The organism is Pseudomonas sp. SG20056 (assembly GCF_031764535.1).
Taxonomy (GTDB): domain Bacteria; phylum Pseudomonadota; class Gammaproteobacteria; order Pseudomonadales; family Pseudomonadaceae; genus Aquipseudomonas.
Genome location: NZ_CP134499.1, coordinates 2,360,542 through 2,381,351, shown reverse-complemented (window position 1 = coordinate 2,381,351; position 20,810 = coordinate 2,360,542). Strand labels below are relative to the sequence as shown.

The window sequence follows — 20,810 nt, the reverse complement described above, 5'->3', positions numbered from 1 at the left end:
AGTCATCATGTTTAAGCAAATCCGCCCAGCCATTAGCGTGCTGGCGTTTATGACACTGGTCACCGGTGTGGTTTATCCCCTGACCGTTACCGGCGTGGCGCAGCTGGCATTCCCGGCACAGGCCAATGGCAGCCTGTTGCACAATCAACAAGGCGACGTGCTCGGTAGCGCGTTATTGGCGCAACCCTTCGAGGGCGCGCAGTGGTTTCAGCCGCGCCTGTCGGCCGGCGGTTACGCCACCGTGGCCAGTGGTGCGAGCAACCTGGCACCGAGTAACCCGGCGTTGGCCGAGCGTATCGCTGCCGATGCGCAGCGCTTGCAGGTTGAAGCTCAGGGCCCAGTACCCATGCAACTGGTGACCACCTCCGGCAGCGGTCTTGATCCGCATCTGTCACCCGAGGCTGCCCGTTATCAGGTCGCGCGGATTGCCGCCGCGCGGGGAATTCCGGCCAGCCGTCTAGAACGACTGATCCAGCAGCATGTGCAAAGCCCGCTGGTGGGGCCGCCGGTGGTCAATGTGCTGGCGCTGAACCTGGCGCTGGCCGACAATTCGCCTCCCGCAAAAGCTGAGTAACCTGCATGAGTGATGCCGTACGCGCCGATGCCCTGCTCGATGAGATGCCGCGAGAAGGTCGTGGCCGGCTAAAGGTCTTTCTCGGCGCGGCGCCTGGCGTAGGTAAAACCTACGCCATGTTGCAGGCGGCGCAGGCGCAATTGCGCCAGGGCGTCGACTTGCGCGTGGGCGTGGTGGAAACCCACGGCCGCGCGGAAACCGAGGCGATGCTGACCGGCTTGCCGCAACAGCCGCAGCAACGGCTGGAATACCGTGGTGTGGCGCTGAGCGAGATGGACCTCGACGGCATTCTGGCCACGCCGCCAAAGCTGCTGCTGGTCGATGAGCTGGCGCACAGCAATGCCCCCGGCAGCCGCCACAGCAAACGCTGGCAGGATGTGCAGGAACTGCTGGATGCTGGCATCGACGTGTACACCACGGTCAACGTGCAGCACCTCGAAGCACTGAATGATCAGGTGCGCGACATCACCGGCGTGCAGGTGCGCGAAACCTTGCCGGACTGGGTGTTGCAGGAAGCCGACGAAATTCTGCTGATCGACCTGCCGCCGCGCGAGCTGCTGGAGCGCCTGCGTGAAGGCAAGGTGTATGTGCCGGAACAGGCGCGCGCCGCCATCGATGCATTTTTCAGCCAGACCAACCTCACTGCGTTGCGTGAACTGGCGATGCAGACGGCTGCTGCGCGGGTCGATGCGGACCTCAGCCGACGCTACCGCCAGCAAGGTCAGCAAGCGCCTGCGCTGCGTGGCCGCTTGCTGGTCGGTATCGACGGTGATGAGCAGGCCGAACGCCTGGTGCGGCATGCTTGTCGGGTGGCCGAGCGCCGTCATTTGCCCTGGTCGGTGGTGTATGTGGACACTGGCGGTGAGCGCGATGAAACCCGTCTGAGCTACCTGCAGGGCGCGCAGCAGCTGGCCGAACGTCTGGGCGGTGAAGTGGTCAGCCTGCGCGGCAGCGAGGTGGCGAAAACCCTGATCGAGCATGCCCGCGAACGCCGCGCCAGCCTAATTCTGGTGGGCCGCAGTCGGCAACGCTTGCGGCGTATCTGGCGCCTGGGCCGTGGTTTGGCCGAGCGCTTGCTACAACTGGGGCAGGGCCTGGAAGTCAGCGTGCTGGACACTCAGGTGAGTCATGCGCCGGCATTGTCGCGGGCGCGGCAACCGCTGGTCTGGCGTCATTACCTGCTGGCGTTGTTGGCCACTGTGCTGGCCTCAGCCGTGGCGCTGGGGTTATCCCGCGTACTGGAGCTGCCGAACATCTCGCTGATCATGCTCGCTGCGGTGCTGATGGTGGCCGTGCGCAGCAGCTTTGGGCCGGCCATGGCCTGCGCCGGGCTGTCGTTTCTGACGTACAACTTTCTGTTTATCCCGCCCACCTTGACCCTGACCATTGACCGTCAGGAGGACGTGTTGACTCTGCTGTTCTTTCTGCTCATGGCCGGCCTCACCGGTAATCTGGCCAGCCGTCAGCGTCGCCAGTTACAGGCCTTGCGTGAGACGCAGCGTGAGACCAGCGCGCTGCTGGAATTGTCACGCAAGCTGACCGCCGCCACTGATCGGAAGGCCGTGCTGGCTGCGGCGACGCAGCAACTGGCGCTGTGGCAGGACGTGGAAATCGGCCTGCTGTCACGCAGCCAGGACGGTGTATGGAAAGTCGAGGCGGGTGCACAGCGCTTGCTCACCGACCAGGAGCGGGCTGCGGCGGACTGGTCCTGGCAGCACGATCAGCCGGCCGGACTGGGTACCGGCACCTTGCCGGATGGGCGCTGGTGGTGGTTGCCGCTATCCGGCGAAGAAAGGCCGTTGTTGCTGCTCGGCATCAGCCCCAAGGATGGCAGGAGCCTACCTGCTGAGCGACGGCGCCTGCTCACGGCGCTGGGCCAGCCCTTGGCCCAGGCCCTGGAACGCGCGCAACTGGCTGAGGACCTGGAAGCCGCGCGCCTGCACGGACAGACTGAGGAGTTGCGCAGCGCGCTGCTGGCGTCGGTGTCCCATGATCTGCGCACCCCGTTGACCGCGATGCGCGGCTCGATCGACAGCCTGTTGGCGCTGGGTGAGCAGATTCCCCTGAGTGATCGCCGCGAGCTGCTGGAAGGCACCCGTGATGAAGCCGAGCGCCTCGACCGCTATATCCAGAACCTGCTGGACATGACCCGCCTGGGCCACGGCGGGCTGAAACTGGCACGCGACTGGGTGGCCCCGGCGGATATAGTCGCCAGTGCGACCCAGCGCTTGCGCCCGGTATTGTCCGCCTTGCAGCTGGAGATACAGGTGCCGCAACAGCTGCCGCTGCTCTATGTGCATGCGGCGCTGATCGAGCAGGCGTTAGTCAATGTGCTGGAGAATGCCGCGCGCTTTTCCCCGTCTCAGGGGCGTTTGCGCGTGGCCATCGAAGCGGATGCCGAGGAACTGCGCTTTAGTGTCAGTGACCAGGGGCCGGGCATTCCCGAGCACGAGCGCACGAAGATTTTCGATATGTTCTACACCGCCGCCCGTGGTGATCGCGGTGGGCAGGGCACAGGTCTGGGTTTGGCGATTTGCCAGGGCATGCTCGGTGCCCATGGCGGCCGGGTGACGGTGAGCGAGGGGCTGGACGGCCTGGGTACCAGTCTGACCCTGCACCTGCCGTTGCACACTCAGCCGCAAATGGAAGAAGAACAGTGACGGATAGCCTATGAGCCAAAACCCCGCGACCATTCTGGTTATCGATGACGAAGCGCAGATTCGCAAATTCCTGCGCATCAGCCTCACGGCGCAGGGCTACAAGGTGCTGGAAGGCGCTACTGGGCAGGAAGGCCTGGCCCAGGCCGCGCTGGGCAAGCCGGACCTGGTGGTGCTCGACCTCGGCCTGCCGGATATGGACGGCCAACAGGTGCTGCGTGAGCTGCGCGCCTGGTCGCAGGTGCCTGTACTGGTGCTCTCGGTGCGCGCCAGTGAGGGCGAAAAGGTCCTCGCGCTGGATGGCGGCGCCAATGATTACGTGACCAAACCCTTTGGCATTCAGGAATTCCTCGCCCGCGTGCGCGTGTTGCTGCGCCTGGCCGGCGGTGTGGAGCAGGCCAGCGCGGCGGTTAGCAGCGGTCCCTTGCAGGTGGATTTTGCCTACCGCCGGGTCAGCCTCGATGGCGTCGAGGTCAGCCTGACCCGTAAGGAATACGCGGTGCTGGCGCAACTGGCCAAACATATTGGCCGTGTGGTGACCCAGCAGCAACTGCTCAAAGACATCTGGGGCCCAACCCATGGCGAGGACAGCCACTACCTGCGCGTGGTGGTCGGCCACCTGCGGCAGAAGCTCGGCGACGATCCCACCGCGCCGCGCTTTATCGTCACCGAGGCCGGGGTTGGCTATCGCCTGCGTGAATCGGCGTAAGGCTTACGATCTGCTGCGCGTCGGCCCTGCTGCGTTAAAAACAGGACTCTAGCTCGCGAGATCTCAAACAGTTTTGTTTAGAGCGACCCTTAACGGTCGCCGCGCTCGTACTTATCGAGGGTATCGCTGGCGATCTGCCGGCCGAGCATGATCAGTTCCGGCGCCTTGTAGAACTCGAAGAAGCGGCACACCCGCTTGGGTACGTTGATCAGGATATCCGGCGGGTAGCCGGCGATCTTGTATTGGGCCAAGGACGTTTGCATCACCTCGAAGCTCTGGTTGATCAGCTCCAGCAGCGAGGCCGGGCCGCTGAGGTCGGCGACTCGTGAGCCGCTGGCGGATTTCGGCGCGGCGGGTTTGTCCAGGTTGCCACGGACGTTCTGCTGCCAGGGGTTGATGGCTTCAGGCTGTAGTGCAGGGCTCTGGTCTTCCAGTAGAAGCAGTTCGTCATCGTCTCCGGGCTTGCGTTTGAACGAGGGTAGGCGTGAGCCGAGGGAACTCATCAGCAGATCGAAGCGGCCTTTGAGCGCGGGGGCGCGTTCGATAATTGGCAGCTCGTAGTGTTGCTGATGGGCCGAGTTGAGGTTGACCGCAATAATCAGATCGCAGTGCGCGGACACCACCGGAACGATGGGCAGGGGGTTGAGCAGGCCGCCGTCGACCAGCATGCGCTTGCCTTGCACTACCGGGGTGAACAGGCTGGGGATCGCCGCCGAGGCTCGCATGGCCTGATGCAGGCAGCCTTCCTGGAACCAGATTTCCTGCTGGTTGGTCAGGTCGGTGGCCACGGCGGTGAAGGGGATCGGCAGCTCTTCGATATTGATCTCGCCGACTATTTCGCGAATCTTGCCGAAGACCTTTTCACCGCGAATCGCCCCTAGGCGAAAGCTCACATCAAGCAGGCGCAAAACGTCCAGATAATCCAGGCTTTGCGTCCATTCGCGGTATTCATTGAGTTTGCCGGCTGCGTAGATGCCGCCGACCACCGCGCCCATGGAGCAACCGGCAATGCAGGCGATTTCATAGCCACGGGCTTCCAGCTCCTCGATCACGCCGATGTGCGCATAACCGCGCGCCCCACCGGAGCCCAATACCAGCGCAATGCGCTTACTCATCCTGATGTCCCCCATCACTATTTATGTAGCGAACATACGCGCCGTGTCGCACGCCGCCAAGGCGCGATTTGCTAGTATCCAGCGCATTCGAGTTTATCCGCTGCGGCTTGCTAGAGCGGTTGCAAGGGTGTTGGCACTTTTGCCCGTTATACGCGTCTTAGTGGCTGTATTGATGCATCGCGAATATTGACGGCGATGCGTTGTGCTGCCGAGTCAATTGTCTGTCTATTTGCAGGAGTTACCTGATGAAACTGTGGATCGTGTTGCCCATGCTGCTGTTGGTGCTGAGCGGTTGTGCGGGGAAAACGGCTTATCGCAACAGCTGCGCCAATCAGCTGGACGCCGCCTGGCGCGAGCTGGACCTGGCCAAGGCCGAGGGTTTCGCCGGTACGGTGAGTTACTCCAAGGCGCTGTCGCTGCTGACTGCGGCGAAAACCCAGCAGCAGTTCGAGGGTTACAAGGGCTGTACGGCGAAGTCCGAGCGCGCCCGTTTCTATATCCGTGAGTCGCGGGCAGGCCGCTGATGCAACTGGACTTCAGTGCACTGCAACCGCTCGAGCGCTACCGCTGGCTGGCGTCGACCATCACGCCTCGGCCTATTGCCTGGGTCTCCAGCCAATCGGCCGAGGGTGTCAGCAATCTGGCCCCGTTCAGCTTCTTTCAGGTGATCAGTGATGATCCACCGACGCTGATGGTCAACGTCAATCACCGCGCCGATGGTGGCCTGAAAGACACCCTATTGAATGTGCAGGCCAACGGCGAGTTGGTGATTCAACTGGTGTCCTTTACCCAGGCTGAGGCGATGAATGCCAGTGCGGCGGTGTTGCCTTATGGCATCAGCGAGTTCGAGCAGTGCGGCATCGCCAGCCTGCCCTCGCAGCGGGTGGCGCCGCCTCGGGTAGCTGGTGCGGCAGTGGCCTTTGAATGCCGGGTAGCGCAGATCCAGGCCTACCCAGCGGATAAGCCCAATTGCCATCTGATCTTCGCCGAGGTGCTGTTGGCACATATCGACGATGCGGTGCTCAATGAGCAGGGCCGTATCGATGCGCACAAGCTCGATCTGGTCGGGCGCCTGGGCGGTATGGCCTATAGCCGCACCCGCGATACGTTCGAGATGCAGCGTCCCAGCTAGCCCTGATCGTGGCCGGCTCCTACGGGGGAGTCGGTCAGCGCGACAATCAGGCCAAAAGCGACCTCTGTTTAGCTGTTAGCACCACGCATCAGCCTGCTGGCTTGTCGCCAGCACGGCTGTGCTCCTATGTTGCCAATCTTGAATGCAGGTAGCGCCGGGCTGCCTTGTGGTCATTCGGCAGGGGGAGCTATGTGGACTGTGGTGCAGCGGCAGGTCGCCAGTTTGAGCACGGCGAGCAAACTGGCCTCGGGCTTTGGCATTGTTCTGGCGCTCACCGCTCTGGTGGCGGCCACCGGATTTCTGGCGCTGCGTGATGTCAGCGCGCGCTCGACGCTGTTGGAGCGCATGAGTGCGATCAATAGCCAGGTCATGCAGATCCGCCGCAGCGAGCAGGATTTCGTCCTCAGTGGCGATAAGCAGCACGCCACCCGGCTGCACGAACAGGCGCAGCAGATTCTCGATGCCAGTGCTGCGCTGCAAGCGTTGTTGCCGGAGGCTGAGCGGGCCGGGCTGGATCAGGTGGCCGAGGCCATGACGGCCTACCGCGCAGCCTTCGATCGCTATGTCGAGCAGAGCGACAATATGCACCTGTCGCTGGAGGCCGCGACCTGGCTGGTAGTCAGCGCGTCCAACAGCCTCGATCTGCTCAAGGACGGTCTGGCTGAAGACGGGGTCGATCTGCTCAAAAGCAGCCAGGGCCAGCAGGGCGGTGAGTCTGTGCTGCAGGCGGGGCAGATCAGTCAGGTGCATCAGCTGTTGCTGCGTGCGCTGGATCAGGCTCGCGTATTGCTGGAGCAAAGTCGCAGCAGTGGCGAAGCGACCCCGACCCGTATTCAGGAAGCCGTCGACGCCCAACAGTTAGCCGGTGAGCTGCGCGATGCCATGGATGACCCCGGTTATGCCGCGGTGCTGGCCGAAGTGATCGGCAACGTCAATTCCTTCAATGACCGGCTGGGCGAATACACCGGATTGCTGCAGCAGCAAAAACGCGAATACCAAAGCCTGGTGCAACAGGCTGAACGCATCCTCAGCCTGGTTGATCAGGCCTACGGACGGCAGAAGGCCAGTCTGCATGGACAACTGCAGGCCAGCACCTGGCTGATTGTGCTGGCCACGGCATTGGCGTTGCTGATTGGTCTGCTGGCAACGCTGACCATCACCCTGCTGATCGTGCGCCCGCTCAAACAGGTGATCGAACAGGCGCGGCGCATTGCCGACGGTGACCTCAGCGTGCAGGTCGAGGTACAGCGTGGCGACGAAATTGGCCAGTTGCAGGCGGCTATGCAGGGCATGTCCAGCAATCTGCGCGAGATGGTGGGACGGCTGCAGGGCGGGGTGCTGCAGATATCCGCGTCTGCGCAGTCGCTGTCAGCCAGTACCGAGCAAACGCGTCAGGGCGTGAATGGGCAAAAGGTGGAAACCGATCAGGTCGCCACCGCCATGAGTGAAATGACCGCTACCGTGCATGAGGTAGCGCGCAATGCCGAGGCTGCGGCGGCGTCTACCGAACAGGCGGATCGCCGCGTCAATAGCGGCGTGGCCGTGGTGCAGCAGACCCTGGAGCGAATCAACCAGTTGGCCAGTGCCATGCAGACCACCACCCAGAGCATCGAGCGGCTCAGCCAGGACACCCAGCGCATTGACTCAGTGCTGGATGTGATCAAGAGCGTGGCCGAACAGACCAACTTGCTGGCACTCAACGCGGCTATCGAAGCCGCGCGGGCGGGTGAGCAGGGTCGTGGTTTTGCCGTGGTGGCCGATGAGGTACGCGCCTTGGCGCGGCGTACCCAGCAGTCCACGGCGGAAATCGAAGGGCTGATCGCCACCCTGCGCGATGGCACTCGGCGCTCTGTCGAGGACATGCGCCAGAGCGGCGCATTGGTGACGCAGACAGTGGCAGATGCCAATCAGACCGAAGGCGCGCTGGCGGAAATCGCCGCTGCAGTCAGCCAAATCTTCGAGATGAACCAACAGATTGCCGCTGCCGCCGAACAACAAACGGCGGTGGCGGAAGAAATCAGCCGTAGCGTGACCTCGATTCGCGATATTGCCGATCAGTCCGCGTTGGCCATGGATGAGTCCGCCAACTCCAGTATTGAGCTGGCTGAGTTGGGTCGCGAGCTGCAGGGTATGGCTGGGCGTTTCCGCCTGTAGCTGTGCCTGCGATGTATGTCGCAGCTGAAGTAAAAGATTCGTGAGCAAAGGTTACTTTGCTCTTTGCCGACCCCGTGCAGCCCAGTAGCATCGGTTCACTTGCATAAGGAGTGAGCGATGCGCACGAAATTAGATACCTGCCTGGAATCGATCAATCAGGTGGTACTGGGCAAGGAGGCGCAGGTTCGCCTGGCCATGACCTGCCTGCTGGCGCGCGGCCACCTGCTGATCGAGGATTTGCCCGGCATGGGTAAAACCACCCTCAGCCATGCCCTGGCTAAGGTGCTGGGCCTGAGTTTCCAGCGCATCCAGTTCACCTCTGACCTTTTGCCGGGTGACATCCTCGGTACCTCGGTGTTCGACAAGGACACCGGGCAATTTATCTTCCATCCGGGGCCCATTTTCGCCGAGCTGGTGCTCGCCGATGAGATCAACCGCGCCACGCCGAAAAGCCAGAGTGCGCTGCTTGAAGCCATGGAGGAGGGCCAGGTCACCATCGAAGGCGCGACCCGGCCGCTGCCTGAACCCTTCTTTGTAATTGCCACGCAGAATCCGGTCAGTCAGGGCGGCACGTTCGCCTTGCCCGAGTCGCAATTGGATCGTTTTCTGATGCGTCTGTCGCTCGGCTATCCCGGCAAGGCGGCGGAAAAGGCCCTGCTGCTGGGCGACTCGCGGCGCTCCGTGCTGCCCACTCTGCCAGCACTGCTGGATCATGCCGAACTGGCGCTGGTGCAGGCGGAAATCCCCAAGGTGCGCGCCAGCGATGCATTGATCGACTATGTACTGCGCCTGGTCGATGCCACGCGCACCCAGCCGCAGTTCGCCTGGGGCCTGTCACCACGGGCCAGCCTGGCGTTGCTGGCGGCGGCGCGGGCCTGGGCTTTTCTTGCCGGGCGTGATTACGTGATTCCCGAGGACGTGCAGGCCGTGCTGCCGTCGGTGGTCGGTCACCGCCTGCGCGAGCGCGCCGACCCCGCTGGGCATGGTGCCGGCAGTCTGGTGCAGTGGTTGTTGCGTGAGGTGCCGGCGCTTTGATTGCCCAGCTCCGACCGCGCTGGAACCGCTGGCTGGCGCGTCGCATTCCGGCGGCTGCCAGCGTACGCCTGAATCAGCGGCGGATCTTTATCATCCCCAGCCGAGTCGGCGCGGCTTTTATGCTGGCGCTGCTGTTGATGTTGTTGGCGGCGATCAACTACCAGAACAGCCTGGCCTATGGCCTGACCTTTCTGCTGGCCTCGGTGTTTGTCGTGGCCATTTTGCACACTTATCGCAACCTGGCCGGGCTGATCCTCAAGGCCGGCAGTGCGCCGGCGGTATTTGTCGGTGAACCTGCCGGCTTTCGCGTACGCCTGGAAAGCAGTCAGCGCCCCCATCAGGCCGTCAGTCTGGGCTGGCCTCCGGCTGATTTGCAGACCCTGGATGTGCCGCAACAGGGTGTGAGTGAATGCCAGCTAAACCTGCCAGCGCTGCTGCGCGGCTGGCTGCGCCCCGGTCGCCTGCGGGTTGAAAGCCGTTTCCCCCTGGGAATTCTGGTGGCCTGGAGTTGGGTCGATCTGGATCAGCAGGTGCTTGTCTACCCACGGCCATTGCCGGGTGATCTGCCGTTGTCCGCTGGTGCCAGTGAGGATCAGGACGAAGAGGGCAGTCGGCCCCACGGTCAGGGCGTAGACGATTACCAGGGGCTGAAGACCTATCAGCCGGGCGACTCCAAGCGCCGTTTGCACTGGAAAGCCTATTCCCGTGGTCAGGGCCTGCTGGTCAAGGATTTTGCCTCAATCACCGGACGTGACCTGTATCTGGATTTTGACGCTTTGGCCGGTGATGTCGAAACTCGCTTGTCGCTGCTCTGCCATTGGGTATTGCAGCTGTCCGAGCGGCAGCAGCCGTTTGTACTGAGCCTGCCGGGCCAGGTGCTGGGCGCCGACAGTGGCGAGCTGCACCGTGATGCCTGCCTGCGCGCCCTGGCGTTGTTCGGGCGTGCGCCATGAGTCCGGTTACCGCGATTCCGCGCATCAGCCTGACCTGGCTGCTAGTGGCTCAGGTACTGGTGATCATCCCTCATCTGACGCATTTACCGCTGTGGATTATCGGCCTGTGGTTGGGCAGTGCAGCTTGGCGTATTCAGATTTTCCGTATGCGCGCGCGCTACCCGAATGCCTGGGCAAAGGGCAGTCTGATGCTGGCCGCAGCGCTTGGCGTGTTTCTCTCCCGTGGCAGCCTGATTGGCCTGGATGCCGGAGTGGTGCTGCTGGTCGCTGCCTTTGTCCTGAAACTGCTGGAGATGCGCACGCGGCGTGATGCGCTGGTGCTGATCTTTCTCGGCTTCTTTGTGGTGGTCACCGCCTACCTGTTCGATGACAGCATGCTGATGGCCTTCTACAGCCTGCTCCCGGTAACCGCCTTGCTTGCAGCCTTGATTGGCCTGCAGCAGAGCAGCTTGGCCGCGCAACCCTGGCCGACCGCACGGCTGGCTGGCGGGCTGCTGTTGCAGGCGTTGCCGGTGATGTTGCTGCTGTTTGTCTTTTTCCCGCGCATGGGCCCGCTGTGGTCGTTACCCGTGCCAAATGACAAGGCCACCACCGGCTTGTCGGACAGCATGGCGCCGGCGGATATCGCCGACCTGAGCCGCTCCGCCGCTCTGGCGTTTCGCTCCAGTTTCAACGGCGAAACGCCGCCGCGCAGTGAGTTGTACTGGCGTGCACTAACCCTGGATCGTTTTGATGGGCGGCGCTGGTCGCAATCCGATTACGCCGAGTTTGGCCCCGGTGCGCAGTGGCAGAAACGCGGCGAGGCGCTGAGTTACAGCATCGTGATGCAACCGAGTTCACAGCGCTGGCTGTTTGCTCTGGATGTGGCGGAGACCACGTTGGAACAGACCCGGCAGATGAGTGATTTCCGTCTGCAGCGGCGGCAGCCAGTGGACCGCTCGCTGATCTATCAGGCCACCTCCTGGCCGCAGGCGCTACGCGAGCCGCAACCGCCTCGGGAAACCTTGCGCCGCGCCTTGCAGTTGCCGGAGCAAGGCGAGCCGCGCACCCGCGCCTGGGCAGAGCAGCTTAAGCGCGAGCATCCGCAGCCCGAACTGTTGGTGCAGGCACTGCTTAGCCATTTCAACCGCGAGCCCTTTGCTTACACCCTGACTCCACCAACGTTAGGTGTGAACAATATTGATGATTTCCTGTTTGAATCCCGCAGCGGCTTCTGTGCGCATTACGCCGGAGCCATGACCTATGTGCTGCGCGCTGCGGGCATTCCGGCGCGGGTGGTGGCCGGTTATCAGGGCGGCGAGTTCAATCCGGCGGGCAACTATGTGCAGGTGCGCCAGTTTGATGCCCATGCCTGGGTTGAGTACTGGCAGGAGGGGCGGGGTTGGGTCAGTGTCGATCCGACTTTCCAGGTGGCACCCGAGAGGGTTGAAATGGGCCTGGAAGAGGCCCTTGCAGGTGAGCAGAGCTTCCTTGAGGATTCGCCTTTCTCGCCGTTGCGCTACCGCAACCTCAGTTGGCTGAATGAGTTGCGGCTGGCCTGGGACAATATCAATTACGGCTGGCAGCGCTGGGTGTTGGGCTACCAGAGCCAGCAGCAGCTGGAGTTTCTTCAGCGTTGGCTGGGGCGGGTGGATGCCCAGTCGCTGGTGATCGGTTTAGTCGGTGGTGGGGCGTTGCTGCTTGGTTTGCTATCACTCTGGCTGTTCAAACCCTGGCAGCGTGAACGTGATGTGCAACAGCGGCTGTTTCGCCGCTTTGAAGGGCTGCTCGCGCGCCATGGCGTGCCACGTAGATCTGGCGAAGGGCCGCGTGACTATGCCATGCGGGCAGCCAAGCAAATGCCCGCTCAGGCGCAAGCAATTAGCGATTTTGCGGCGGCCTTCGAGGCGCAGCGTTATGCCGGGCAAGAACCTTCTACTGTGCAGTTGCGCCTGCACCTGAGGGCCCTCAGGCGCGCGCTGCCTTGGCGGCTTACTCGTCTAGAGCCTTAGTACCGCGACCATTGGCCACTTGTGGCTAATCAATAAGCGCATAAGCTGGGGTGCGATGTCACAGGAGTGAGGCGATGCAAGGCTTGATTGATGAAGTGCCACGGCACGTACTGCGCATTCAGATGCGTTTATTTGCCTGTCGTGAACGGCTGCGGGTGACCACCGATGATGAGGCCCTGCACGATCTGCGTATTGCCTTGCGCCAGTTGCGCAGCCTGCTGCGGCCTTTATCTTCGGTCGCCGTCTGTGAGGCCTTGCAGCAACGTGCGGCCGAACTGGGCCGCTTGACCGGCCCGCTGCGCGACCTTGAAGTGCTGCAGGGCTATCTGCAACAGCAAGGGCTCGATAGCGCCGTACAGTCCCGCTTGCCTCTGTTACAGCAGGGCTACCTGCAGCTGTTGGACAGCGCCCCGTTGGCTCATCTGCTCAATGCATTGGATGACTGGCCGCAGCAGTGGCGCCAGGCTGCCAGCTACGGGCAACTGCGTGGCCTGGATAAACTGATCAGACAACGTTTGCGCAAGGATCGCAAGCGCCTGGCGCAGGCATTGCTTGACCCCGGCCATGACCGTCATCGCCTGCGCTTGCTGGTCAAGCGTCTGCGTTATGCCGCCGAGGCCTATCCACAGTTGGCCGATTTGTCCGGGCGTATGCGCATGCAGCTTAAACAGGCGCAGTCAGCGCTGGGCGATTGGCACGACCACTGGCAGTGGCTGCTGCGCGCCGAAGCGGAAGTGGATCTGTTGCCCTCTGTGCCGGCTTGGCGTGAGGCAATGCTGAGTGCCGAGCAGCAGGCCGATCTGGCCTTGCAGGGATTGACTGCAGGTTTTGCTCGCACCAGCAGCTGAGTTGGCGGAAAGTCGTTATACCTTCGGCTGTTTGGCCGAAATGTCGTGTCATCTGTGCTCGTCTTTGCCCTAAGATCACCGGCATCTTCAGTGTGCGAGGTGGTTATGGGCTTTTCTGAATTACTCCAGGCGGTGCGTGACAACCCTCAGGCGGTGCTGATTCCCGCGCAGTGGGGGCAGGGCCGTGCCAGCTTTGGTGGCCTGGTGGCGGCGCTGGTCTATGAGGCCATGCGCGCTCGGGTGCCGAGCGGGCGACCGCCGCGTTCACTGGCGATTACCTTTGTCGGTCCAGCCGCGCCTGATGTGCCAGTGCGCTTTGAAGTGGAAGTGCTGCGCGAAGGCAAGGCTGTCAGTCAGGTGCTGGGGCGAGCGATACAGGATGGCCAGGTGGTGACCCTGGTACAGGGCAGCTTCGGTGCCGGGCGCGAGTCGCGCATCGCCGTGCAGGCCGATCCCGCGCCGCAAGCCAAGGCGGTGGAAGATTGCCCGGAACTGCCATATATCCCCAACGTCACCCCTGAATTTACCCGTTACCTGGCCATGCGCTGGGCGTTTGGTGGCATGCCATTTACCAATAATCCGTCACGCGACATGGGTGGCTGGGTGCGCCTGCGTGATCAAGGCAGCGCCGAGCAGGCCAATGAGGCCCATCTGCTGGCCCTGGTCGACGCCTGGCCACCTGCGGTATTGCCGCACTTGAGCGCGCCAGCGCCGGGCAGCTCACTGACCTGGACGATCGAGTTTGTCCAGCCAATGAGCGAATTGAGCACACTGGATTGGTGCCTGTACCGTGCGCAGATCGAGCACGCCCGCGATGGCTATGGCCATGTCGCGGCGGCACTTTGGTCGCCAGCTGGTGAGTTGCTGGCGATCAGCCGACAGACAGTCGCTGTGTTCGGTTAAGCCTGTTGCGCCAGCTCTACAACTTGAGCTGGCGAATCGCCTTGTTCAGCTCGCCAGCCAGGTTGGCCAGGTCGGCACTGGTAACGGCCGATTGACCGGTCTGGCCGACGGTCTGTTCAGTCACGTCACGAATGCGGATCACCGCGCGGTTCATCTCTTCGGCCACCTGGCTCTGCTGCTCCGCTGCGACGGCGATCTGCGTATTGCTTTCGCGCATGTGCGCCACGGACTCGGTGATGGCGACCAGCGCCTGACCGGCCTCACCAGCCTGTTTGACGCATTCATCGGCCTTGATCGAGCTGTCCTGCATAAAGTCCACCGCATCGCGGGTGCCGCTTTGCAGGGTGTTGATCATCTGGGTGATCACGTCGGTGGAGTCCTGCACGCGTTTTGCCAGGTTGCGCACTTCATCGGCGACCACGGCAAAGCCACGGCCCATTTCCCCTGCGCGAGCAGCTTCGATGGCTGCGTTCAGAGCGAGCAGGTTGGTCTGCTCGGCTATGCCGTGAATTTCACTGACTACGCCACCGATCTTCTGGCTGTCGATCGCCAGCTGCTCGATCATCTGTGCGGTCTGCTGCACGCCGCTGGACAGCCCGGAAATCGACAGGCTCACCCGGTTGACCGCCTGTTGACCGCTGCGCGCCAGGTGCTCGGCGTTTTGTGACTGGTCGCGGGTGTCGGCCGTATGCTCGGCAATATGGTGCACGGTGGCGGACATCTCATTGATCGCCGTGGCCGCCTGTTCGGTTTCGCTCTGTTGTTCGAGCATGCCCTGGCGTACATCACGCATATTGCCGGCCAGATGCTCGGCACCTTCATCCAGTTGCGCCGCTGACTGGGCGACGATGCCAACTACGCGCTGGTAACCGGCCTGCATGGCATTAAAGGCGCTGGCCATCTGGCCCACTTCATCCTTGCTGTCGAGCGGTACGCGGGCGCGGAGGTCACCGCTTTTTTCCACCTGCAGCATCACATCCTTGAGGGTGTTGAGGTGGCTGAGCAGAAAGCGAATCAGCAACTGCGAGGCCGCCAGCAACAGCAGCATCAATAGCGCGACGACCAGGGCGTAACTAGGGGCACGGTCGAAAAACACCTCGGGCAGGCTTGGCGCCGAGGCGGTGATGGCCAGGCGCTGACCGTCTTCGCGGACGATGACTTCGGCGCCGATCAGCCCCGCGCTGCCATTTAAATCGACCCAGCCGAGTGCGTTGGCCAGGGCGCTGCCCTGATTGTCCGGCAGGCGCGGAGCCTGGCCCGTGGCAAAGCTCAACAGGTTGCTCGCGCTTGGCAGGGACTGCTCCTGTGGCCATTGGCTCAACAGTCGGGCTTGCTGCTGCGCGGCCTGCTTGGCGGCGGCGTGATGCACCTGTTGCTCCAGATGCAGTGCGTAGAGCACCAATAGCAGCGTGGTAAAGAAGGCCACGGCATTTACGGCCCAGAATTTGTACTTCAGGGAAAGGTCGCTGATCCAATGGCCCATGCAGGTGTCTCTGTGTGAGGTGAAGGCTTGGCAAAGTGCCAGTAGTGTCGCTCAGCCTCACGGTGGATCTATTGATCCTTATCAACAAGCCAGCCGGCACCGCGCTACTGGACGATTAGCTGGCGACACCCTTGAGCGCGGGCAGTCTGAAGAAAGCCTGCGCTGCTGCGCTGGTATGGATCGCCACCACCTGCTCGGTTTCACCACGATGCAGCGCCACTTCACGCAACACTTCAACCAGAAAGGCGGGCTCGTTACGGCCGTTCTTCGGTTTCGGCCGCAGGCTGCGCGGCAGCAGGAAGGGGGCATCACTTTCCAGCATCAGGCGGCCACGGGGTATTTCCTTGACCAGTGGGTGCAGATGGCTGCCGCGGCGCTCGTCGCAGATCCAGCCGGTGATGCCGATGTGCAGGTCCATGTCCAGGTAGTTGAATAACGTACGCTTCTCCCCGGTAAAGCAGTGCACCACGGCCGCCGGCAACTGGTCGCGGAAATGCCGCAGGATGGCCAGCAGCCGCTCGTCGGCATCGCGTTCATGTAGAAACACCGGCAGTTGCAGTTCTACCGCCAGGGCCAGCTGCTGCTCTAGCACCTGCTCCTGTTGTGGCCGTGGTGAAAAATCGCGATTGAAGTCCAGCCCGCATTCGCCCACCGCGCGCACCCTGGTATCGGCCAGCAAGGCCTTGAGCTGGGCATGGCTGTCGCTGTTCCAGCTGCTGGCATCGTGGGGGTGAATACCGGCGGTACTGAACAAATGTTCTGCGCTGTCATCCAATTGCCGGCACAGTTCCAGGGCGTGCTGGCTTTCCGTCAGGCTGGTGCCGGTCAGCAGCATTTGCTCAATGCCCGCCGCGTAAGCGCGAGCGAGGAGTGCTTCGCGTTGTTCGGTAAAGCTTGGGTGAGTCAGATTGACGCCGATGTCGATGAGTTGCATGGTGCTACCTGCTGAATTGATTGGGCAGCATAACAGAGCTTTTTTAATAGATTAAAAGTCAATAAATACAGCTACTTAAAGCCTATACATGATGTTGCGTATGATTGTTGGCTGGCGTCCGGAGGCAGGCTGTGCGAACCTCCGCGCCCCACGCGAGGGGGCAGTTGCCTTCTGCGCAGCCAGTTCAGACGCGCTGCTGCGTTGACCTGTCGGCTGATTCTGCCCCTGGAGCCTTGATGTTGCGAGTGCTGCTCACCTGCTGCCTATTGCTGCTGTCCTTGACAGCGGCGGCGCGCGTGGCTGGCCCGCTGGAAGTTGAACAGCCAAAGGCCGCCCGCGACCTGGCGAGTATTCGCAGCAGTGGTGAGTTGCGCGTGCTGGTCAACCAGAGCCGCAACAGTTCGGGGGAAGTCAAAGGCCAGAGCATTGGCGTCGAGTACCAGCGCATGCGCGCTTTCGAGCAATACCTCAATCGCAACTCGCGCGATGGCCGCACGCTCAAACTGAAGATCATTCCGCGTGCCAAGGATCAGCTGCTGGCCGCCTTGCAGCGCGGCGAGGGTGACCTGGTCGCTCCCGGTGAACTGCTCAATATGCCGCGCGGCAGCAAGCTCAGCGCCAGCGCGGCTATCCGCAATAACGTGCCGCTGATCATCGTCGCCAAACAAGGCAATCGCAGTTACCAGAACCTCGAGCAACTTTCCGGACGTAGCCTGGCCTTGCCTGCGGGCAGTGTGGCGGGCGAGGCGGTGCGGGCGCTCAATCAGCGGCTGATCGACAGCAAGCGTTCGCCGATCATCGTCGAGTGGGTTGACCCGAGCCTGGCGGTCGAGGATGTGCTGGAAATGGTTCAGGCCGGCATCTTTAGCGTCACGGCGGTCGAGCAGCCGATTGCCGAGCGTTGGGCCAAGGTGATGCCCAAGCTACGCCTGGACCGTCACCTGCAATTGGCCAGCGACGGTGATATGCGCTGGTATGTGCGTCGCGACACCCCCATGCTCGGCGCGAGCATCGACCGCTTCCTCAAGGGCTATCGTGACCCGGCGGATCAGGATGCTGCGTTCCAACGCGTCTATCGGCGTCTGTACAAGGTGCATTACCCACTGGGTCGCACCGAACGTCAGCGCCTGGAAAAAGTCCGCCCGGTGCTACAACGCTATGCGACCCAGCATGATTTCGATTGGCTGGCACTGGCTGCTGTGGCCTTCAAGGAGTCCACCCTTAACCCCGCTGCGCGTGGGGCCGGTGGCGCGACCGGGCTGATGCAGATCACCCCGGCGGCGGCGCGCAGCGTTGGTGTGAGCAATATCAGCGTGCTGGATAACAATGTGCAAGCCGGCGCCAAGTACCTGGCGATGATTCGCCGCAACTACTTCAACAGCCCGCAGCTCAACGAGCGTGAACGCATGGCCTTTATCCTGGCCGGCTACAACATGGGCCCGCAGCGGGTGCAGAGCTTGCGGGCAGAAGCGCGTCGGCGTGGCTTGAACCCCAACCAGTGGTTCTTTCAGGTTGAACGGGTGGCGATGGAGCAGATGGGTATGGGCGTGGTCAGCTATGTGAATAGCGTGAATAAGTACTACCTTGCTTATGACCGCGAGCGCTATCTGCTGGAGCCCTAGCGCGCAGGTTGAGAGTGTTGACTTATTAATTTATTCGATATTTTAAAGCGATTTTATGCGCTTTAAATATTGGTTAATTGGTTTAATCTTCATTCCATCAACTCCCCACTACAAGGACTGCTGCACATGAACGCTCTGATCAAATCTGTTGTTGCAACTCAAGCTGGCTATGGCCTTACCGTGCTGCGCATCATCGCCGGCATCACCTTTGCCGCTCACGGTGCGCAGAAGCTGTTTGGCTGGTTTGGCGGTTACGGCCTGGAAGGCGTAGGCCAGTGGATGGAAAGCATCGGTCTGGCGCCGGGCTACTTGTTGGCTCTGCTGGCCGGTAGCGCCGAGTTCTTCGGTGGCATTGCCTTGATTATCGGTTTGCTGGCGCGCCCCGCTGCAGCGGCTCTGGCAGTGACCATGGTGGTGGCGATTGCCACTGTGCACCTGGCTAACGGCTTCTTTATGAGTAACAACGGTTATGAGTTTGCCCTGGCACTCTTGGCGATCAGCGTAGCGATCCTGATTGAAGGTGCTGGCAAGCTATCGCTGGACAAGCGCATCGCTGGTTAATCGATACGGCAGCAGCCAGTAAAAAGCCCACATCGGTGGGCTTTTTACGTTTCAGGGCTGGGGTTTGTTCTGCGTCGCCAGCTGTTCAGCTGCTTCCAGGCGCAGTTGTTCGCGCTCATTGAAGTTCTCTGCGGCCAGCTGGGCAATGGCGGCGCGTTTGTCGCTGGCGCTCACGCCTGGGTTGTTTTCGATGGCGGCTTTTTCAGTGCTGTACTGGGCAATGCGTTTTTTCCAGGTTTGCCGCTGCTGATCGAGCACTTCGAGGCGCTGGGTGGCTTCGGCGCCGACCAGTTGCTGACGCAGCTGGCGGATCTGTTCCGGTTTGGCGCCTGCCGCCTGCAGTCGCGCGGTTTGCTGGCGCAGCTCGTTCTGCAGTTGCGGCAGCACGGTGTCCTGCATCTCGGCAGGCAGACTGTTGCGCAGTTGGTCAACGGCGGCGGCTTTGCCGGCATCGTCCAGCTGGCTGTTCTGCAGAATCGCCAGACGTTGCAGGGTGAACTGGTTGTAGGCCTCTTCGCGGGCGAAGAATGCCTGCTGCGTTTCACGGTCGAAAATCCGCGCGCGCAGTGCCTGCACGGCGGCTTCGCGCTGGCGCAGGGCATCTAGATTGGCCATCTGCGGCAGGTCGCGTTCGAGCAGCACCAGTTCGCGTTTGTAGTCGAGGTATTGGTTGAGCAGGATCAGGGCCTGTTCGCGGGCATTGGCCGGCAGTTCTGCGGCGATATAGGCGCGCAGCCGTTCGACGCTGGTACGCAGCGGTTCTTCGCCGGCTGCGGCAAGGAAATAATCGAAGATGCGCCGAATGTCTTCGCTGATCAGCAGGTTGCCGTTGGCGTCCAGTCGAAAGACGCCATCCACTGTGGTACCGCCGAATGAAGCGGGCAGGGTTTTTAGTGGCTCTACCTTGTTTGGCGAGACGGTCTGGTTGGGCGTGGCCGGCGGCGTATCAGTGCGTTGAGTCGGCCGTGGTGCATCGCTGCTGAGCTGCGCGGGAATATCCACGGGTTGCAGGTACAGCGCGAGAGCCAGGCAGGCGGCGAACAAAAGCGGGGAGAGCAGCAGAAATTTTTTCACAGGCACTCTTCAGGCGGACAGGCTAGTTCGGCGAAACGGACAACAGCACCAGAGGCTGCACGGCAGCCCCTGGTGAAGCCGTTACAGGCCGTCGTTTTTCAGGCGGTTGGCATGTTGGCGGTAGACCGTGACCGGGTCGGTCTCGAACAGGCTGGTCAGGCCGAGGGTCTGGTTGACCTCATCGAGGTGGTTCATCCGGTAGTTATCGCGGATTACCTTGCCCATGCGTGAGCTGCAGCGACCAACCAGACCATCGTTGGCTTCGCCCTTGAACGTCAGCGCGGTGGCACCCAGCAGCAGGTCGCTCGGGTCGATGATATTGGTCACCGGGCTGGTGCCGCTCCAGGAGTAGTAGCGCACGCCATTGACGCTGTAAGCGCCTTCACCGCAGGCGGTGGTAGGAATACCCTGCGGGAACTTGGCATTGAAGCGCGCCGCGCCCTCGCTGTTGAGCGATTCCAGCGAGCCCAGCGCGTTCTGCGGACTGGTGCTGGAACTGCCGGAGAGAAAGTTGATCAGCGTGCCGAGGCCATTGACGATGCCGGCCAGCAGGGTTTCCCCGGTCGAACCTGGCGGCACCTGGCGGATAAAGTCGGCCGTGGCCGAGCCTTTGTGCGGTGCACCGACGCTGGTGGCCGAAGCAATCAGGTTGGGGCTGACAGCAGCAACATAGCGAATGGTCGGCCCGCCATGGCTATGGCCGATCAGATTGACCTTGGGTTTGCCGCTGATGGCGACAATGTCTTCCACCTGGGCCAGCAGTTCTTCGCCGCGGGCTTCCGAGGTGTTCAACTGGCTGACTTCAGTGATGTACACGCTGGCACCGTCGCGCCGCAGCGCCGCAGGAATGCCGTACCAGTAGTCGACGCCCAGGATACTGTCGAAACCGAGCATGCCGTGGGCCAGTACAACCGGGTACTTGGTCTGGGTGTAGCCGGATGAGCCGAACCAGAAAGCATGAGTGTTGCCAGAGGCCAGCAAGCCGGCGCCCAGGCAGAGGGCGAGCAGGGTTTTATTGTTGTTCATTGGTGCTCTCGCTAGGGTTTATCGGGCAGTTCAAGGCAA

The 20,810-nt window shown here is 62.0% G+C and carries 18 protein-coding genes; 13 read left to right on the top strand and 5 right to left on the bottom strand.

The window, feature by feature from the left end; all coding sequences use genetic code 11:
* Positions 1-7: 7 nt before the first annotated feature.
* Genes kdpC through RHP75_RS11375 form a run of 3 tightly spaced genes read left to right on the top strand, consistent with a single transcriptional unit; the run spans position 8 to position 3,940 of the window.
* Positions 8-574, top strand: coding sequence for a potassium-transporting ATPase subunit KdpC (kdpC, locus tag RHP75_RS11385; RefSeq protein ID WP_311088290.1), 567 nt, complete (start codon positions 8-10; stop codon positions 572-574).
* 5 nt (positions 575-579) lie between these two features.
* A complete protein-coding gene (locus RHP75_RS11380) occupies positions 580-3,234 on the top strand; it encodes a sensor histidine kinase KdpD (protein ID WP_311088289.1) in 2,655 nt (884 codons plus the stop codon).
* Positions 3,235-3,244: 10 nt separating this feature from the next.
* Complete coding sequence (locus RHP75_RS11375) at positions 3,245-3,940, top strand: response regulator (RefSeq protein WP_311088288.1); 696 nt, start codon at positions 3,245-3,247, stop codon at positions 3,938-3,940.
* An 89-nt stretch (positions 3,941-4,029) separates the two neighbouring features.
* On the opposite strand, the gene RHP75_RS11370 is transcribed toward RHP75_RS11375, so the two are convergent.
* Positions 4,030-5,055, bottom strand: coding sequence for a patatin-like phospholipase family protein (locus tag RHP75_RS11370; RefSeq protein WP_311088287.1), 1,026 nt, complete (start codon positions 5,053-5,055; stop codon positions 4,030-4,032).
* Positions 5,056-5,300: 245 nt separating this feature from the next.
* Here RHP75_RS11370 and RHP75_RS11365 point away from each other — a divergent pair, with 245 nt between their 5' ends.
* The 8 genes from RHP75_RS11365 to RHP75_RS11330 all read left to right on the top strand — a co-directional run bounded on the left by RHP75_RS11365 (position 5,301) and on the right by RHP75_RS11330 (position 14,071).
* Complete coding sequence (locus RHP75_RS11365; protein ID WP_090386246.1) at positions 5,301-5,579, top strand: hypothetical protein; 279 nt, start codon at positions 5,301-5,303, stop codon at positions 5,577-5,579.
* Complete coding sequence (locus tag RHP75_RS11360) at positions 5,579-6,187, top strand: flavin reductase family protein (RefSeq protein ID WP_311088286.1); 609 nt, start codon at positions 5,579-5,581, stop codon at positions 6,185-6,187. The genes RHP75_RS11365 and RHP75_RS11360 overlap by 1 nt, the downstream gene beginning before the upstream one ends.
* 189 nt (positions 6,188-6,376) lie before the next feature.
* The gene (locus RHP75_RS11355; RefSeq protein WP_311088285.1) at positions 6,377-8,341 is read left to right on the top strand and encodes a methyl-accepting chemotaxis protein; all 1,965 of its coding nucleotides are present in this window, start codon (positions 6,377-6,379) and stop codon (positions 8,339-8,341) included.
* A 117-nt stretch (positions 8,342-8,458) separates the two neighbouring features.
* Entirely contained in the window at positions 8,459-9,376 is a 918-nt protein-coding gene (locus tag RHP75_RS11350) for an AAA family ATPase (protein WP_311088284.1), read from the top strand.
* Positions 9,373-10,329, top strand: a complete 957-nt coding sequence (locus RHP75_RS11345; protein WP_311088283.1) for a DUF58 domain-containing protein — start codon at positions 9,373-9,375, stop codon at positions 10,327-10,329. The genes RHP75_RS11350 and RHP75_RS11345 overlap by 4 nt, the downstream gene beginning before the upstream one ends.
* The gene (locus RHP75_RS11340) at positions 10,326-12,320 is read left to right on the top strand and encodes a DUF3488 and transglutaminase-like domain-containing protein (protein ID WP_311088282.1); all 1,995 of its coding nucleotides are present in this window, start codon (positions 10,326-10,328) and stop codon (positions 12,318-12,320) included. The genes RHP75_RS11345 and RHP75_RS11340 overlap by 4 nt, the downstream gene beginning before the upstream one ends.
* Positions 12,321-12,394: 74 nt before the next feature.
* Positions 12,395-13,168 carry a CHAD domain-containing protein gene (locus RHP75_RS11335; RefSeq protein WP_311088281.1) on the top strand — a complete coding sequence of 258 codons (774 nt, stop codon included), beginning with the start codon at positions 12,395-12,397 and terminating at the stop codon, positions 13,166-13,168.
* 105 nt (positions 13,169-13,273) lie between these two features.
* Positions 13,274-14,071, top strand: a complete 798-nt coding sequence (locus RHP75_RS11330; RefSeq protein WP_311088280.1) for a thioesterase family protein — start codon at positions 13,274-13,276, stop codon at positions 14,069-14,071.
* A 16-nt stretch (positions 14,072-14,087) separates the two neighbouring features.
* Here RHP75_RS11330 and RHP75_RS21295 read toward each other — a convergent pair whose 3' ends face one another.
* Positions 14,088-14,792 (bottom strand): methyl-accepting chemotaxis protein, encoded by a 705-nt coding sequence (locus tag RHP75_RS21295; protein ID WP_409079736.1) that lies wholly within the window; start codon positions 14,790-14,792, stop codon positions 14,088-14,090.
* An 877-nt stretch (positions 14,793-15,669) separates the two neighbouring features.
* The gene (locus tag RHP75_RS11320; RefSeq protein ID WP_311088278.1) at positions 15,670-16,488 is read right to left on the bottom strand and encodes a TatD family hydrolase; all 819 of its coding nucleotides are present in this window, start codon (positions 16,486-16,488) and stop codon (positions 15,670-15,672) included.
* 236 nt (positions 16,489-16,724) lie between these two features.
* Here RHP75_RS11320 and RHP75_RS11315 point away from each other — a divergent pair, with 236 nt between their 5' ends.
* Positions 16,725-18,110, top strand: a complete 1,386-nt coding sequence (locus RHP75_RS11315) for a transglycosylase SLT domain-containing protein (protein WP_311088277.1) — start codon at positions 16,725-16,727, stop codon at positions 18,108-18,110.
* A gap of 126 nt (positions 18,111-18,236) precedes the next feature.
* On the top strand, positions 18,237-18,671 hold the full coding sequence (locus RHP75_RS11310) for a DoxX family protein (protein ID WP_311088276.1): 435 nt from the start codon (positions 18,237-18,239) through the stop codon (positions 18,669-18,671).
* A gap of 51 nt (positions 18,672-18,722) precedes the next feature.
* Here the strand turns inward: RHP75_RS11310 and RHP75_RS11305 are convergent, their stop codons facing one another.
* On the bottom strand, positions 18,723-19,745 hold the full coding sequence (locus RHP75_RS11305) for a lipase secretion chaperone (protein WP_311088275.1): 1,023 nt from the start codon (positions 19,743-19,745) through the stop codon (positions 18,723-18,725).
* A gap of 81 nt (positions 19,746-19,826) precedes the next feature.
* Positions 19,827-20,771: a triacylglycerol lipase gene (locus tag RHP75_RS11300; RefSeq protein ID WP_311088274.1), complete on the bottom strand. Its 945-nt coding sequence runs from the start codon at positions 20,769-20,771 to the stop codon at positions 19,827-19,829.
* Positions 20,772-20,810 lie beyond the last annotated feature (39 nt).